This window comes from Pantoea sp. X-Soil-YNGN-785, assembly GCF_059730585.1.
The window spans coordinates 306,061-320,111 of the sequence record NZ_AP035942.1 but is presented as its reverse complement, the minus strand read 5'-3'; the positions used below and the strand labels follow the sequence as shown (position 1 = coordinate 320,111).

Genomic DNA, 14,051 nt, shown 5'->3' with positions numbered 1-14,051 from the left:
GGAATACTTACTGATATTGAGGTCCGGCCGATGGCTACGTTAACCGCCAGTTTTCTTGTTATGCGTTGGGAACTGCTGAGCGCAATCATGATGTTTTTTGCCAGCACCCTGAAAACCAAACTTCGTCAGGACAGCCGTCACGTGATGGCCTTTATGTGTGGCGGGATTGGTTTAGGCATGACCTGCTGGTTTGTTACCGGTCTGATGGGCATTACCCTGAGCATGGAAAACGTGCACAACTTCGTGGAAATCTCAAAGCACGCCTTTATTGATGCGATGAGCCAGGCGCCTGCTGACTGGCCGATGCCCTGATTTTTACGCATAAAAAACCCCGCTTAGCGGGGTTTTTTATATTGCTGTGTGAACTTAAATTTTCTTCAACATGGCAGGGATATTAACATCCTGCACTGTAACGCCCGGGCTCTGCGTTCCGCGGCGGTCCTGAATCCACATATCTCCCATCATCTGGTTTAAACCACGATCCAATCCGGTAACCAGCCCTGCACCTGGGGTGAAGGTCAGTTCGCCAAAGTAGATGTGCTCGTCATGGATATACCAGTCCACACGCACGTAGTCGAAATCACTGGCCAGCTTTTTGCTCAGTTCGAGCGCATGTTCCAGTGACGGCATAATCGGTGAAACATCCAGACCGGTATCGCGAATCTTGTGATAGGCCTCATTGAGGTTATTCACGTAGAAATTCATCGACAGCAGCGGCTGACAGCGGTTGTAGATCACCTGCAGCACATATTCGAACCGGCCATCACGCTTGTTGAACATATGAAACTTGTAATCGATCGGCGCGCTTTTGCCATCACCAATGTACTTCTCAACCAGGATGCGTGGCTTGATGTAGCGATAGTGAATCTCACGCGCTTCGTTGGCGAAGTCGGTCTTCAGCCAGCGATAGCAGTCATGAATGATCTGCTGCTTGCGCAACGCGTCCGGCTCTTCCAGCAGAATTTCTACCATGTTGGAAGCGTGGTTCGGCTTGATCACCGTTCCCTTCCAGCAAGGCAGGCTGTTCAGCGTGGTCGGGTCAGTGGTTTCGTGTACCAGCGGGATCAGGTATTCATTACCGATTTTTTCAGCAATGAATTCGCGCACCGAGTACTTATCTGACAGACGACCGTAGTTCTGGTAATCGCCGAAGATAAACTTACGGTACAACACCTTCTCGTTGAACACTTTTGGCTGACGCAGATTGGGCAGCTTTCTGAACTTATGGAAGTAGTAGATGCGGTCCTGATAAGCCCAGGGCATCTTCTTGATAAAGTACTGCACACTTTTTCTGAGTTCTTCTTTCAACTTGAGCATATCTGACCTCATTTGTATGTTTTGTAGTTGAGTGAGGAAACCTGAATCTTTTGAATGACGCCGTTTTTAAAGAAGTAATTCATTACGGTCAGGGACAAAAGTTCTGAAAGGAAAACGCTCCACGCGGCCCCCATGATGCCGTGACCCTGGATCAACCACCAGGAGAGCGGCAGACTGATGACCATCAGGCAGATGATTTTCCTCAGCAAGTAGTTAAATCCTCCCTCTTTGACCATGTAGCGATACGCTACGGTCCCCATTGCCGAAAAGCTGGTCGCTATCGACAGCAACGTAATGAGACTTCCTGACTGTGTGTATTCCGGTCCGTACAACGCGATGATGATCTGCTCGCCGTAAAGCGAAATCACCAGCAGCATCAGCAATGAAACTGCCATAACGTAGCCATTGAGCCGGGCAGCCAGCTTAATAGCCACCTCGCCGCGCTCCCTGAAGATTTCAGTGAAGCAGGAGGTGATCAGCGCAACCGGGATAAAAATCCAGGAGGCGGAAATGGTATTTGCCGCCGCAAACAGACCGAGGTCGCGCGCAGGCGCCGTGCCTGCCAGAAACATCTGCGCCGCTTTAACCTGCACCGAGATAAAGATGCTGGAGATCGCCAGCGGCAGACCGGCATACATCAGATAGCGCAGATAGGCGGTGCGCTTTTCGCGCGGCGGCATCTGATCCTGATGGTCCTGATAGAAGTTGTGACGCTTGATCAGGTAAGGCACCAGCGTCACGGCAACAATCGACAGCGTCAGCCAGAGCGGATTAAGACGCAGCCAGGCGACGGTAAAGCTGATGCCGAAACTCAGCAGCATGCCCACAGCGTTAGCGATGGTGTTAAGACGCGAAGCAAGACGTGCGTTGTTATAAACGCTGAAGGTGTCCTGGGTGACAAAAACCGAGGCAACAAATGAGGCCAGTGCAAACGCCAGGAAGTTTTCCTGCATGTTGTACCAGACCCAAATTAAGACTGGCACCGACGTGACCAGCAATAGCACCATGCGCAGCGTACGGGCGATGGTCATCAGGCGCAGGCCTTTCGACGCATTTTTGCTGACGCGCTTAAACAGAATGGTTTCGGTGCCAAAGATTGCGACGGTTTGCACCATGGCAAATAGTGAAGTAGAAAACGCCATCTGGCCAAACACCGTTGGACCAAAGGATTTAGCCACGTAAGACGTCACAAAAATGACGCCAAAAACGGAGATGATCTTCTCAGACATCATCCAGGCGGCATTAGACATTACGCTCAATTTCATCGACTCTTCCTTAGTATTACTCAACTACAACCGCTTCGGTACAACATCCCTGTAACGAATTAATAAGCGCTCAGTGGGCCTGGCGAAAATGTATGACTTCAGACCAAACTGGTCCGAAAATTGAGATGTAAATCATGATCCGGAGAGTGAATTCAGGATAATTCTTATTATAAATGGCGCGAATCACTTCTGATGGAAACGATTTCAGGCTGAAAATAAAACAACCTTAAAGAGCTATACCGGCATATTAATCAAGTCGGCGAAGCTAAATATCCACTGTACGTAGAATTTTTTCGTATTTTGGATGCGATGAATTTATAACAAAAACCCGCCTCCAGGAAGGCACGCTCCCCGGATAAGAATAAAATAAGATTTATCCCATGATGATATTTCTTCTAAATATCTTAATTTAGGCTTCGCAATTCAATTCGCGCACTTTAATACTGCCTTAATAAAATCTTACAGTGCCAGAAATTATTAAAGTCATTCTCATCCATTAATCGATAAGAAAGGTAAGAGCATTTATGAGAAAGTCACGATACAGCGAAGATCAAATCACAAATGCCATTAAAGCTTCTGAATCGGGCGTGAAAGTCAGAGAGATTTGTGAAGAGTTAGGCATCTCTGAAGCCACGTTCTATAGCTGGAAAAAGAAGTTTTCTGGGTTGTCTTCGGAAGAAGGCAGAAAAATCAAGGAGCTGGAAGAAAAACTGCAGAATGTCACACGTGAACTGCAGACGCTCAACTCGGACAAAGAGATGCTGCAGAGCGTTCTGAAGCACTTCTTTACTACTAATGAAAAACGACAGGCTGTGGATTTCCTGCAGACCACCTTCGACATTGGCACCCGCCGCAGCTGCCGCTTATTAGATATCAGCCGCAGCGTATACCACTATCCGTCAGGCACGGAGAATCGCTAAACCTAATGCTACCGCGCTTTTTAGACTTAACGCTGAGATTTGTTCTTACCAGAAGAGATGAAGATCATTTAACAGGACAATTGCGGCACCCTTTTCCGCTCCATTTATAACTAATGAATGGCTTCACGGCTAAGCTTCTTTTTTTGCGGTAAAATTGATTCACAACAGCAAAAGTCTCGCATTCCACGCCTTATCTTCCCCTCCCAATCTCGTTTACGCGGGATTGGGCCTTCCCTTTTTTTAGTTTAGTCCTGCTAATCGTCGGAACTAAATCGTCTCAATATCATTAAGCCGCTTTAAACATCGCACAAACATTAATCACCGTAAATTTGAGTTAATGGTGGACCTGCCTGAAATTTTGCGGTTGCGCTTTAATTCCCGATGATGGGTTTATTGCATTAACTTACTCCAGGATTAATCCGGGTTAAATAGTTTATTACTCCTTATCACTAACGTTATGGGTCTATCTTTTGACTCTCTTCATTGCGCATCATTGATGCCAGAGATTAATCTTTAATTATTAACGCAGCGGCGGAATTCTCTTACTCATTTATCACTGAGTGAAGTTAATGGTGGTTTTTAGTCCCCTTTTCTCAGGTCCATAACGCAATAAACAGCAGTGGATAAAAGCGTAACGTCCATAATGCTGCGCTATTTTTCCTGATTAATGACCGATATCTGACCGGTGAACGGTTGCCAGCGCTGGAACAGGCCACTTTCAGCCGCCAGAAAGGGCCGTTTTTTTACTGACAAAGGGAGGATGAAGGGGGTTATCGGGGGATACCGGACAACAGTGCGGAACCATGAAATCGATTTCGCGGTATAAATCTGCCGGAGAGCGAGCAAATCAGGATAGGGTTTAATCTTAAAAAGCCGCGCGGCGTCTTGTCCGCGCGGTAAAGGCATTCAGGTGAGCTTTACGGTTTACTCTTTAATCGCGACGACCTGGGGTTGCGGTTTGATGCGCATTGCCCAGATCACACCCGCCATCAGACAAACAATGCCCATCAGAGTGAGCTGCGGCGGCCAGCGTTGATACCAGAGAAAAGTCCATAACAGGCCAAAGAGTATCTCGAAAACGATCAGCGGTCCCATCAGTACGGTAGGCAGACGCTGGCTGGCAGCATTCCAGCATAAGGTACCCAGCCAGGAACAGAGCAGGCCAATCGTCAGCATCAATGCGATGAATACCATGGGTCGCGGCCCGAACGGCAGCGAAAAATCGGGCTGCTGCCAGGCGAGCTGAACGCTGACCAGCGCGTACAGGATCAGTGCCATCGGCAGCGTCACCAGCCCCTGCGCGGTAGCCCAGGTTGAGGGGCGCAGTTCGGGATGCGTACGCAGCCAGCGGGCATTACGCAGCGGATACCAGGTCCAGCAGACTACCGCCAATAGTGCCAGCACGATACCGGTCAGATAACGACTGAGATCCAGCGTAGCACCCTGACTCTGCAGCTCCGCCGCGTTCACGCAAAGCAAGCCAGCCGCCATCATGACCAGTGCCGGGAACAACCGCCGCCACGGCAATCGTCCTTCAAGATGGCCATAACAGAGATTAGCCGTGACGGCGATCACCACCGGCAGCGTGCCGATAATCATGGTGGAGACCGGCCCGCCGGTTCGCTGAATGGCGTTAGCCAGAAACGCATAGTAAAAGAGGTTTCCCACCAGCGAGAGCTTTACGGCCTCAAGCCAGTCAGCGCGTGACAGCTGACGCAGACGACGACGGCTGTGCCAGGCCAGCGGTAGCGCAATCAGCCCAAACGCCACATAACGTCCCGCCGATTGCAGCGCGCCAGGATAGTCCGGCACCAGCAGCGGCCCGACAAAGATTAGCCCCCACATCAGTCCGGCAGTGACGGCAAACATAATTCCCGCAAACATGATTTCTTCCTTATACAGACTTTTGGCAGAGTGTGGCGGGTTCGGGCGGGAAATGCTTGTAGCAGATTGCGGTGGTATCAGGGCTGGCGGACCTGCTTTTGATAGCGGCCCGGCGTAATGCCATAACGGTGAGCAAAGGCGCGGGTGAGATGAGCCTGATCGGTCAATCCCACCGCCGCCGCGACGCTGGCGGCCGCTTCACCCTGTGCCAGCCTTTGCTTGGCGTCATAGAGCCGGAAAGCCATCAGCATCTGATGCGGCGTAACGTGATAGTGCTGGCGAAAGGCACGTAAGAAGTGCCACGGCGACAGTGAAGCCAGCGCCGCCAGCTCCTCCAGCCGCACCGGTTCTGCGAGGTTTGCGCGCAGAAAATCTCTGACCTGGTCGAAACGATGCCGGGCATCGGGTCTGCTCTGTGAAGACATATGCGCCAGCGGACGGATTTGCAGCAGCAGCTCAGCAATCAGGCTCTGGCGCGCCAGTTCAGATTCTGCCTGCCAGAGTGCGGCAAGCAGGCGGGAGAGCGGCTGCGCCACGCGCGGATCGGTCAGCAGCGCCTCGTTAAACCACCAACCGCGGTCGCCGGTCAGTTCATCCATCAGCTGCGGCTGAATGTAGATCATCTGATAGCGCCAGCCCTCTTCGCACGCTGACTCACCCGTGTGCAGCTCATCCGGGTTCATCATGACCAGTGAGTTCTCCGGCGCAGTATATTCGGTGCCGCGATAGCGAAAGCGCTGCGCGCCCGCTTCAATGGTGCCGATCCCAAAGGCTTCGTGGGTATGGGGTTCAAAGGCGTAGCGGGAGATGTGGGCCTGATAGAGTTCCACACCGGGCAGCTCTGCGAGTTGCCGGAACCGGGCACGATCTTTCTCACAGGGGAAACTTGCCGGAACACCGTCCACTTCTATCTCCTTATTTAACCAGTCTGCTAAGCATGCCTGTGACCGGGTCTGAAATGCAAAAGATTGCTATCTGCAATGCCACAGGTAACACTGTTTTTTTCAGACGGATGGGGTCAAGCATGGCACAGCGTGTGGCAGTGGTTATCGATATGCAGAATGGGGTCTTCAGCTCGCCACGCTTCGACCAGGCGGGTCGGGTGGCGCAGATTAACCGGCTGACTGAACGCGCCGACATCACCATTTTTATCCAGCACCGCGAAGGCGCGATGTGCGAGGGGAATGAGGCTTTTAATCTGCTGCCGGAACTGGTTCAGCCTGCTGGCGCGCATTACGTCACAAAAACCGCCTGCGACAGCTTCTGGCAGACAGAGCTGGCCGCACTGTTAAAGAAGCTGGCGGTGGAAGAGTTTGTGGCGTGCGGTTGTGCCACTGACTACTGTCTGGATACCACCATAAAAGTGGGTGCCAGTGCGGGCTATGCCATTACCGTCGCTGCTGATGCGCATACCACCGCCGATCGTCGGTGGGTCAGCGCTGAAGCGTTGATAAACCAGCACAATGAGGTCTGGTCCTCATTGTCGATTCCCGGCCACGTGCCGCGCGTGCTGAGTACCGATGAGATTGTGGCGGAATGGTCGTAACCGCCCGCAAAAGCCGCGCATAAAAAAGCCCGCATAAGCGGGCTTTTTTGCACTGTCTGTCCAGCGGAATCAGAATGGAATGTCGTCGTCGAAATCCATTGGAGGTTCGTTGTTGTTGCTGGCCGGTGCGCTCTGTGGCTGCTGCGGACGGGACTGCGCGCCGCCACTGAACTGGTTGTTGTTGCCCTGCGGCTGCTGCGGCTGACCCCAGCCATTGTTGTTGCCACCGCCCTGCGCGCCACCACCTGCTGGTGCACCCGCGTTGCCGCCCTGCTGACGGCCACCCAGCATCTGCATGGTGCCGCCAACGTTGACCACGACTTCGGTGGTGTAACGTTCCTGGCCGCCCTGATCCTGCCATTTACGGGTACGCAGCTGACCTTCGATGTAAACCTGCGATCCTTTTTTCAGGTATTCGCCTGCGACTTCAGCCAGTTTGCCAAACAGCACCACACGGTGCCATTCAGTGATCTCTTTGTTTTCACCGGTCTGCTTGTCGCGCCAGCTTTCCGACGTAGCCAGCGTAATGTTGGCAACCGCGCCACCATTTGGCATGTAACGTACTTCCGGATCCTGACCCAGATTCCCGACAAGAATCACTTTGTTAACGCCACGACTGGCCATGTTGCTGTCTCCCGATGAGTTAATGCATACAGTCTAATCTATCAATTCTAACACGTCCTGCGGACTGTTTCCCACTTTCGAGCGGGGTTCCAGTTTTAATCCCTCTCAGCTTCCCGGCCGAGAGTACTGGATATATATTCAGTCTATTTTTTGTGCCATAATGACACGTTTATTCTGGCCGTGTCGGCAAGGCACGGTGAGTGCAGCTAATCCGGGAAAGGTGAATGGATAAGATCGAAGTTCGTGGTGCCCGCACCCATAATTTGAAAAACATCAACCTGACCATCCCACGCGACAAACTCATTGTGGTAACCGGCCTGTCAGGGTCCGGTAAATCCTCACTGGCGTTTGATACGCTGTATGCGGAAGGTCAGCGCCGCTATGTGGAGTCGCTCTCTGCATATGCGCGCCAGTTTCTTTCGTTAATGGAGAAGCCGGACGTCGATCATATCGAAGGTTTGTCGCCCGCCATTTCCATTGAGCAGAAATCCACCTCGCACAACCCACGCTCGACGGTGGGAACCATCACAGAGATCCATGACTACCTGCGTCTGCTGTTTGCCCGCGTAGGCGAACCGCGCTGCCCGGATCATGATGTGCCGCTGGCGGCGCAGACCGTGAGCCAGATGGTGGATCAGGTGCTTTCCCAGCCGGAAGGTCGTCGCCTGATGCTGCTGGCCCCGGTGGTGAAAGATCGTAAGGGTGAGCACACCAAGACGCTGGAGAATCTGGCGACGCAGGGCTACATCCGTGCGCGTATCGATGGCGAAGTGTGTGACCTCTCCGATCCGCCGAAGCTTGAGCTGCAGAAGAAGCACACCATTGAGGTGGTCATTGACCGCTTCAAAGTGCGTGAAGACCTGGCAACCCGTCTGGCGGAGTCGTTTGAAACCACGCTGGAGCTTTCCGGCGGCACGGCTATCGTGGCGGACATGGATGACAGCGACGCAGAAGAGCTGCTCTTCTCGGCTAACTTCGCCTGTCCGATTTGTGGTTACAGCATGAGCGAGCTGGAACCGCGCCTGTTCTCGTTTAACAACCCGGCGGGCGCCTGCCCAACCTGTGACGGCCTGGGCGTACAGCAATATTTTGATCCTGACCGCGTGGTGCAGAATCCCGAGCTTTCGCTGGCGGGCGGCGCCATTCGCGGCTGGGATCGTCGTAACTTTTACTATTTCCAGATGCTGCGTTCGCTGGCGGAACACCTCGATTTTGATATCGAAGCGTCATTCGGCAGCCTGCCAGACAATGTGCAGAAAGTGATTCTGTATGGCTCAGGCAAAGAGAGCATCGAATTTAAGTACATCAACGATCGCGGCGATACCTCGGTTCGTCGTCATCCGTTTGAAGGCGTGCTCAATAATATGGAGCGCCGCTATAAAGAGACGGAATCCTCTGCGGTTCGCGAAGAGCTGGCGAAGTTTATCAGCAACCGCGCCTGTGCCAGCTGTGAAGGCACCCGTCTGCGTCGTGAAGCGCGCCACGTCTTCGTGGAGAACACCACGCTGCCGACCATCTCTGAGATGAGCATCGGCCATGCGATGTCCTTCTTTGAAAACATGAAACTCAGCGGCCAGCGTGCGCAGATCGCCGAGAAAATTCTGAAAGAGATTGGCGATCGCCTGAGCTTCCTCGTCAACGTCGGCCTGAACTATCTGTCGATGTCACGCTCTGCGGAAACCCTGTCCGGGGGTGAAGCACAGCGTATCCGCCTGGCCAGCCAGATCGGTGCCGGTCTGGTCGGCGTGATGTATGTGCTGGATGAGCCTTCTATTGGCCTGCACCAGCGTGACAACGAACGACTGCTTGGCACCCTGATTCATCTGCGCGACCTCGGCAACACCGTGATTGTGGTTGAGCATGATGAAGATGCGATTCGTGCCGCAGACCACGTGATCGACATCGGTCCGGGTGCAGGCGTACACGGCGGTCAGGTGGTCGCAGAAGGCACCGTTGATCAGATTATGGCGCAGGAAGAATCGCTGACCGGTCAGTACCTGAGTGGCAAGCGTGGCATTGTGGTGCCAGAGGAGCGCGTTAAAGGCGATCCGGCCAAAGTGCTGAAGATTACCGGCGCACGCGGCAACAACCTTAAGGATGTTACGCTGACGCTGCCGGTCGGGCTGTTCACCTGTATTACCGGTGTTTCTGGTTCGGGTAAATCGACCCTGATCAACGATACGCTGTTCCCGATTGCTCAGCGTGCGCTGAACGGCGCGACCATCGCCGAACCGGCACCTTACCGTGACGTGGCAGGCCTGGAGCACTTCGACAAAGTGATCGACATCGACCAGAGCCCGATTGGTCGTACACCGCGCTCCAACCCGGCCACCTACACCGGTATCTTCACCCCGGTGCGTGAACTCTTTGCGGGCGTGCCGGAAGCGCGTTCGCGCGGCTACAATCCGGGTCGCTTCAGTTTCAACGTGCGGGGCGGACGCTGTGAAGCCTGTCAGGGCGATGGCGTGCTGAAAGTCGAGATGCACTTCCTGCCGGACATTTATGTGCCGTGCGACCAGTGCAAAGGCAAACGCTATAACCGTGAAACGCTGGAAGTGAAATACAAAGGCAAGAGCATTCACGAAGTGCTGGAGATGACGATCGAAGAGGCGCGTGAGTTCTTCGATGCCGTGCCAGCGCTGGCGCGTAAGCTGCAGACGCTGATCGATGTGGGTCTCACCTATATCCGCCTCGGTCAGTCCGCCACCACCCTTTCCGGCGGTGAAGCCCAGCGTGTGAAGCTGGCGCGTGAGCTGTCGAAGCGTGGCACCGGTCAGACGCTCTACATTCTGGATGAGCCGACCACCGGCCTGCACTTTGCCGATATCCAGCAACTGCTGGAAGTGCTGCATAAGCTGCGCGATCAGGGCAATACCATCGTGGTGATTGAGCACAACCTCGATGTGGTCAAAACCGCAGACTGGATTGTCGATCTTGGTCCGGAAGGCGGCAGCGGCGGCGGTGAAATCCTGGTGGCGGGTACGCCAGAAACCGTGGCGGAGTGTGAGAAATCCCACACCGCGCGCTTCCTGAAGCCCCTGTTACAGAAGTAATTCTCTCAGGCCCGCCGCGTGCGGGCCTTTTTTATCCCCTGCCGATTCAGCCAGAAAAATGCAGAATCAGGCAAGATTCAGACATGTATAGGCATATACGCTTTTCCTCACGCTGACTATCCTTAAGCGGTTCCTCTTTGGCACGCCCCTGGCGTCGCCCTGTTTTCGCAGCACATCCACGCTGCTGCACATCATCAAAAAACACTCACGACACATCGAAACTGGAGACACCATGAATATTACGCATGCGTATGCTGCTCAGGATGCAAAATCCAAACTGGCACCGTTCGATTTTAAGCCGCGTGAGCTGCGCGCCCATGACGTTCAGCTTGAGGTGCTGTTCTGTGGCGTTTGCCACTCAGACCTGCATCAGGCCCGTAATGAGTGGAAAAACACCATTTTTCCCGTCGTTCCGGGGCATGAAATTGTGGGTCGCGTAACTGCTGTTGGTCCACAGACGCAGAAATACAAAGTCGGCGATCTGGTTGGCGTCGGCTGTATGGTCGATTCCTGCCGCAGCTGTCCGAGCTGTCAGCAGGGTCTGGAGCAGTACTGCGAAAACGGCTTTGTCGGCACCTATAACGGCGAAGATCGCGAAACCGGCGCCATTACCTACGGCGGCTACTCAACGTCGATGGTGGTTGATGAAAGCTTTGTGCTGCGGATCCCGGAAAACCTGGAGCTGGCGGGCGTGGCACCGCTGCTGTGTGCCGGTATCACCACCTATTCGCCGCTGCGTCACTGGAATGTCGGTCCTGGCAAGAAAGTGGGTATCGTAGGCTTAGGCGGCCTGGGCCATATGGGCGTGAAGATTGCGCATGCCATGGGCGCACATGTGGTGCTGTTCACCACCTCACCATCCAAAATTGAAGATGGCAAACGTCTGGGTGCCGATGAAGTGGTGATCTCCAAAGATGCGGATCAGATGGCGCAGCACGCGAACAGCTTTGACTTCATCCTGAACACCGTGGCGGCTCAGCACGATCTAAATCCGTTCATCACTCTGCTGAAGCTGGATGGCAACATGACGCTGGTGGGCGCACCGGAGCACGATCATCCGGCACCGCAGGTCTTTAACCTGATCTTTAAACGCCGCAGCATCGCCGGTTCACTAATTGGCGGCATCGCGGAAACCCAGGAGATGCTCGATTTCTGTGGCGAGCACGGAATTACGTCAGACATTGAGCTGATCGCGATGGACCAGATCAACGAAGCGTATGAGCGCATGCTGAAAAGCGATGTGAAGTATCGCTTTGTTATTGATATTAACACCCTGCGCGATCAGTCTGCCGCGTAAGCGGTCTGATCTGAAACCCTCCTGCTCAGGTAAGAGGGTTTTTTATTGCCGTTTAACGGGCAGCCGCCGCCTGCTGGTATGAGGCATCGACCAGATAGTATATCTGCGAATCTTTCAGCGAACCGTCGAGGAACAGCGTGCTCCAGTGAGACTTATTCAGATGCTCGCTGGGAATAATATCGCTGTGCTCATCGCGCAGCAATTCGGCCAGCGCTGGCGTCGATTTCAGCGAGACGGCGGGCCGCCCTTTTACCTCGTGCACCATTGCAAACAGCACACCGTTACTTTTAATCTGTGTAGCCTTCCAGTCATTGTGGACGCTCTGCTCCGCGCCCGGCTTGCTCATGCAATAGGTCAGTAAGTCTGAGTTATTCATTACGACTCCCCTTGTAAAGTGGCGACAATCCGCCTGGCACCGCCATCAATGCGATGCTCGCCCAGCCAGATACCCTGCCAGGTGCCCAGCACCAGACGTCCCCGCTGAACCGGTAATAACAACGAAACCCCTAAGGTCGATGATTTGATGTGCGCTGGCATATCATCACGTCCTTCGTAGTCGTGCTGATAAGGCGCATTCTCCGGCACGTGCCGCATGAAATGCTGCTCCATGTCGCTGCGCACCGTCGGGTCGCAATTCTCGTTTAAGGTTAACGACGCCGAAGTGTGCTGCAACAGCAGATGCAGCAGTCCGGTTTTGATATCACGCAGTCCGGAAAGCGAATTAACGACCTCATCGGTGACCAGATGAAACCCGCGCGACTTCGCACTCAGCGTTATAGTTTGTTGATGCCACATAGCTAATTCCTGAAACGGTTATCCCGTTTAAGTGTGCAGCATGTCGCCGAAAGGTAAACCCTGACCCATAAAAAAACCGCCAGAGAAAACCCTGGCGGTCTTGTTTACAGCCTGGCTGCTGTTACATCACGGCGGCAAACGCTTCCGCTACCTGATGCACATTTTTGCTGTTCAGACCGGCCACACACATGCGGCCGCTGCCCACCAGATAGATGCCAAATTCGTTACGCAGGCGATCAACCTGCTGCGCACTCAGGCCGGTATAGCTGAACATGCCACGCTGCTTCAGCAGGTAGTCGAAGTTTTTACCTGGCAGCGCGGTGCTCAGTACGTCCACCAGCGACTGGCGCATCGCAAGAATGCGCAGACGCATCGCCTCTACTTCAGCCAGCCAACTGGCCTTCAGCGCCTCATCGTTGAGGACGCGTGCCACAACCTGCGCACCAAAATTTGGCGGGCTGGAGTAGTTACGGCGAACGGTAGCTTTTAACTGGCCCAGCACACGTGCTGACTCTTCGGCACTGTCGCAGACGATAGAGAGACCGCCTACGCGCTCGCCATAAAGCGAGAAGATTTTGGAGAAGGAGTTACTGACCAGCGCAGGCAGACCCGCCGCCGCGACCGCGCGCAGGGCATAGGCATCCTGTTCCATACCCGCACCAAAGCCCTGATAGGCGATATCCAGGAAAGGAATCAGCTGCTGTGCTTTCAGCACCTCAACGGTCTGATCCCACTGCGCATCCGTCAGGTCAGCGCCGGTCGGGTTATGACAGCAGGGATGCAGCAACACGATGCTCTGCGCGGGCAGGGTTTTCAGGGTGCTGATAAAGGCATCAAACCGCACACCGTGGGTTTCGGCGTCATACCAGGGATAGGTATTTACCTCTAAACCTGCACCGTTAAAAATCGCGATGTGGTTTTCCCAGGTCGGATCGCTGACCCAGACGGCAGACTGCGGGAAGTAGCGCTTGAGGAAATCCGCGCCGACTTTCAGCGCGCCAGAACCACCCAGGGTCTGAATCGACGCAATACGGCCCGCTTTTAATACCGGATGATCGGCACCAAACAGCAGCGGTGCAATCGCACTACGGTAGCTGTTCAGCCCTTCCATTGGCAGATAGAGCGATGCCTGATGCGGCTCAGCATAAATCTGCTCTTCGGCAGCCGCTACAGCCTTCAGCTGCGGGATAATGTTCTGTTCGTCGTAATAGAGTCCGATACTCAGGTTAACTTTGTGTTCGCGTGGGTCTTGTTTGAAAGCTTCCATCAACGACAGAATCGGATCGCCAGCATAGGCATCAACGTTTTGAAACACGGTGTAGGTCTCCATGATTGGTCCGTAAGCGGCGG

13 protein-coding genes are annotated in these 14,051 nt (G+C 53.9%); 5 read left to right on the top strand and 8 right to left on the bottom strand.

Annotation, left to right across the window (positions count from 1 at the left end; genetic code table 11):
• Positions 1–30 precede the first annotated feature (30 nt).
• Complete coding sequence (locus AC6I8E_RS01400) at positions 31–312, top strand: YjcB family protein (protein WP_013359796.1); 282 nt, start codon at positions 31–33, stop codon at positions 310–312.
• A 54-nt stretch (positions 313–366) separates the two neighbouring features.
• Here the strand turns inward: AC6I8E_RS01400 and AC6I8E_RS01395 are convergent, their stop codons facing one another.
• Together AC6I8E_RS01395 and AC6I8E_RS01390 are read right to left on the bottom strand one after the other, a co-directional pair.
• The gene (locus tag AC6I8E_RS01395; RefSeq protein ID WP_013359795.1) at positions 367–1,317 is read right to left on the bottom strand and encodes an ATP-grasp fold amidoligase family protein; all 951 of its coding nucleotides are present in this window, start codon (positions 1,315–1,317) and stop codon (positions 367–369) included.
• An 8-nt stretch (positions 1,318–1,325) separates the two neighbouring features.
• A complete protein-coding gene (locus AC6I8E_RS01390) occupies positions 1,326–2,582 on the bottom strand; it encodes an oligosaccharide flippase family protein (RefSeq protein WP_013359794.1) in 1,257 nt (418 codons plus the stop codon).
• A 524-nt stretch (positions 2,583–3,106) separates the two neighbouring features.
• On the opposite strand from AC6I8E_RS01390, the gene AC6I8E_RS01385 reads away from it, so the two are divergent.
• Positions 3,107–3,502 carry a transposase gene (locus AC6I8E_RS01385; RefSeq protein ID WP_013359793.1) on the top strand — a complete coding sequence of 132 codons (396 nt, stop codon included), beginning with the start codon at positions 3,107–3,109 and terminating at the stop codon, positions 3,500–3,502.
• A gap of 924 nt (positions 3,503–4,426) precedes the next feature.
• Here the strand turns inward: AC6I8E_RS01385 and AC6I8E_RS01380 are convergent.
• Both AC6I8E_RS01380 and AC6I8E_RS01375 read right to left on the bottom strand, forming a co-directional pair.
• Positions 4,427–5,386, bottom strand: a complete 960-nt coding sequence (locus tag AC6I8E_RS01380) for a DMT family transporter (protein WP_013359792.1) — start codon at positions 5,384–5,386, stop codon at positions 4,427–4,429.
• 77 nt (positions 5,387–5,463) lie between these two features.
• Positions 5,464–6,291 (bottom strand): AraC family transcriptional regulator, encoded by an 828-nt coding sequence (locus tag AC6I8E_RS01375; RefSeq protein WP_013359791.1) that lies wholly within the window; start codon positions 6,289–6,291, stop codon positions 5,464–5,466.
• Positions 6,292–6,410: 119 nt separating this feature from the next.
• On the opposite strand from AC6I8E_RS01375, the gene AC6I8E_RS01370 reads away from it, so the two are divergent.
• Positions 6,411–6,932 carry an isochorismatase family protein gene (locus AC6I8E_RS01370; protein WP_013359790.1) on the top strand — a complete coding sequence of 174 codons (522 nt, stop codon included), beginning with the start codon at positions 6,411–6,413 and terminating at the stop codon, positions 6,930–6,932.
• A 69-nt stretch (positions 6,933–7,001) separates the two neighbouring features.
• On the opposite strand, the gene ssb1 is transcribed toward AC6I8E_RS01370, so the two are convergent.
• On the bottom strand, positions 7,002–7,556 hold the full coding sequence (gene ssb1, locus AC6I8E_RS01365; RefSeq protein ID WP_497824339.1) for a single-stranded DNA-binding protein SSB1: 555 nt from the start codon (positions 7,554–7,556) through the stop codon (positions 7,002–7,004).
• Between the two features lie 224 nt (positions 7,557–7,780).
• Here ssb1 and uvrA point away from each other — a divergent pair, with 224 nt between their 5' ends.
• Together uvrA and AC6I8E_RS01355 are read left to right on the top strand one after the other, a co-directional pair.
• Positions 7,781–10,609, top strand: coding sequence for an excinuclease ABC subunit UvrA (gene uvrA / locus AC6I8E_RS01360; protein WP_033784472.1), 2,829 nt, complete (start codon positions 7,781–7,783; stop codon positions 10,607–10,609).
• A 232-nt stretch (positions 10,610–10,841) separates the two neighbouring features.
• The gene (locus tag AC6I8E_RS01355; RefSeq protein ID WP_013359787.1) at positions 10,842–11,906 is read left to right on the top strand and encodes an NAD(P)-dependent alcohol dehydrogenase; all 1,065 of its coding nucleotides are present in this window, start codon (positions 10,842–10,844) and stop codon (positions 11,904–11,906) included.
• A 52-nt stretch (positions 11,907–11,958) separates the two neighbouring features.
• On the opposite strand, the gene AC6I8E_RS01350 is transcribed toward AC6I8E_RS01355, so the two are convergent.
• The 3 genes from AC6I8E_RS01350 to AC6I8E_RS01340 all read right to left on the bottom strand — a co-directional run bounded on the left by AC6I8E_RS01350 (position 11,959) and on the right by AC6I8E_RS01340 (position 14,016).
• Positions 11,959–12,282, bottom strand: a complete 324-nt coding sequence (locus tag AC6I8E_RS01350) for an MmcQ/YjbR family DNA-binding protein (RefSeq protein ID WP_013359786.1) — start codon at positions 12,280–12,282, stop codon at positions 11,959–11,961.
• Complete coding sequence (locus AC6I8E_RS01345; RefSeq protein ID WP_013359785.1) at positions 12,282–12,701, bottom strand: secondary thiamine-phosphate synthase enzyme YjbQ; 420 nt, start codon at positions 12,699–12,701, stop codon at positions 12,282–12,284. Before AC6I8E_RS01345 ends, AC6I8E_RS01350 begins: the two co-directional genes overlap by 1 nt.
• Positions 12,702–12,822: 121 nt before the next feature.
• The gene (locus AC6I8E_RS01340) at positions 12,823–14,016 is read right to left on the bottom strand and encodes an amino acid aminotransferase (protein WP_095707672.1); all 1,194 of its coding nucleotides are present in this window, start codon (positions 14,014–14,016) and stop codon (positions 12,823–12,825) included.
• Positions 14,017–14,051 lie beyond the last annotated feature (35 nt).

What these genes read in the sequence shown, in the direction of transcription:
- AC6I8E_RS01400 (WP_013359796.1), top strand. Translation starts at nt 31, where the DNA reads ATGGCTACGTTAACCGCCAGTTTTCTTGTTATGCGTTGGGAACTGCTG.
- AC6I8E_RS01395 (WP_013359795.1), bottom strand. Translation starts at nt 1,317, where the DNA reads ATGCTCAAGTTGAAAGAAGAACTCAGAAAAAGTGTGCAGTACTTTATC.
- AC6I8E_RS01390 (WP_013359794.1), bottom strand. Translation starts at nt 2,582, where the DNA reads ATGAAATTGAGCGTAATGTCTAATGCCGCCTGGATGATGTCTGAGAAG.
- AC6I8E_RS01385 (WP_013359793.1), top strand. Translation starts at nt 3,107, where the DNA reads ATGAGAAAGTCACGATACAGCGAAGATCAAATCACAAATGCCATTAAA.
- AC6I8E_RS01380 (WP_013359792.1), bottom strand. Translation starts at nt 5,386, where the DNA reads ATGTTTGCGGGAATTATGTTTGCCGTCACTGCCGGACTGATGTGGGGG.
- AC6I8E_RS01370 (WP_013359790.1), top strand. Translation starts at nt 6,411, where the DNA reads ATGGCACAGCGTGTGGCAGTGGTTATCGATATGCAGAATGGGGTCTTC.
- ssb1 (WP_497824339.1), bottom strand. Translation starts at nt 7,556, where the DNA reads ATGGCCAGTCGTGGCGTTAACAAAGTGATTCTTGTCGGGAATCTGGGT.
- uvrA (WP_033784472.1), top strand. Translation starts at nt 7,781, where the DNA reads ATGGATAAGATCGAAGTTCGTGGTGCCCGCACCCATAATTTGAAAAAC.
- AC6I8E_RS01355 (WP_013359787.1), top strand. Translation starts at nt 10,842, where the DNA reads ATGAATATTACGCATGCGTATGCTGCTCAGGATGCAAAATCCAAACTG.
- AC6I8E_RS01350 (WP_013359786.1), bottom strand. Translation starts at nt 12,282, where the DNA reads ATGAATAACTCAGACTTACTGACCTATTGCATGAGCAAGCCGGGCGCG.
- AC6I8E_RS01345 (WP_013359785.1), bottom strand. Translation starts at nt 12,701, where the DNA reads ATGTGGCATCAACAAACTATAACGCTGAGTGCGAAGTCGCGCGGGTTT.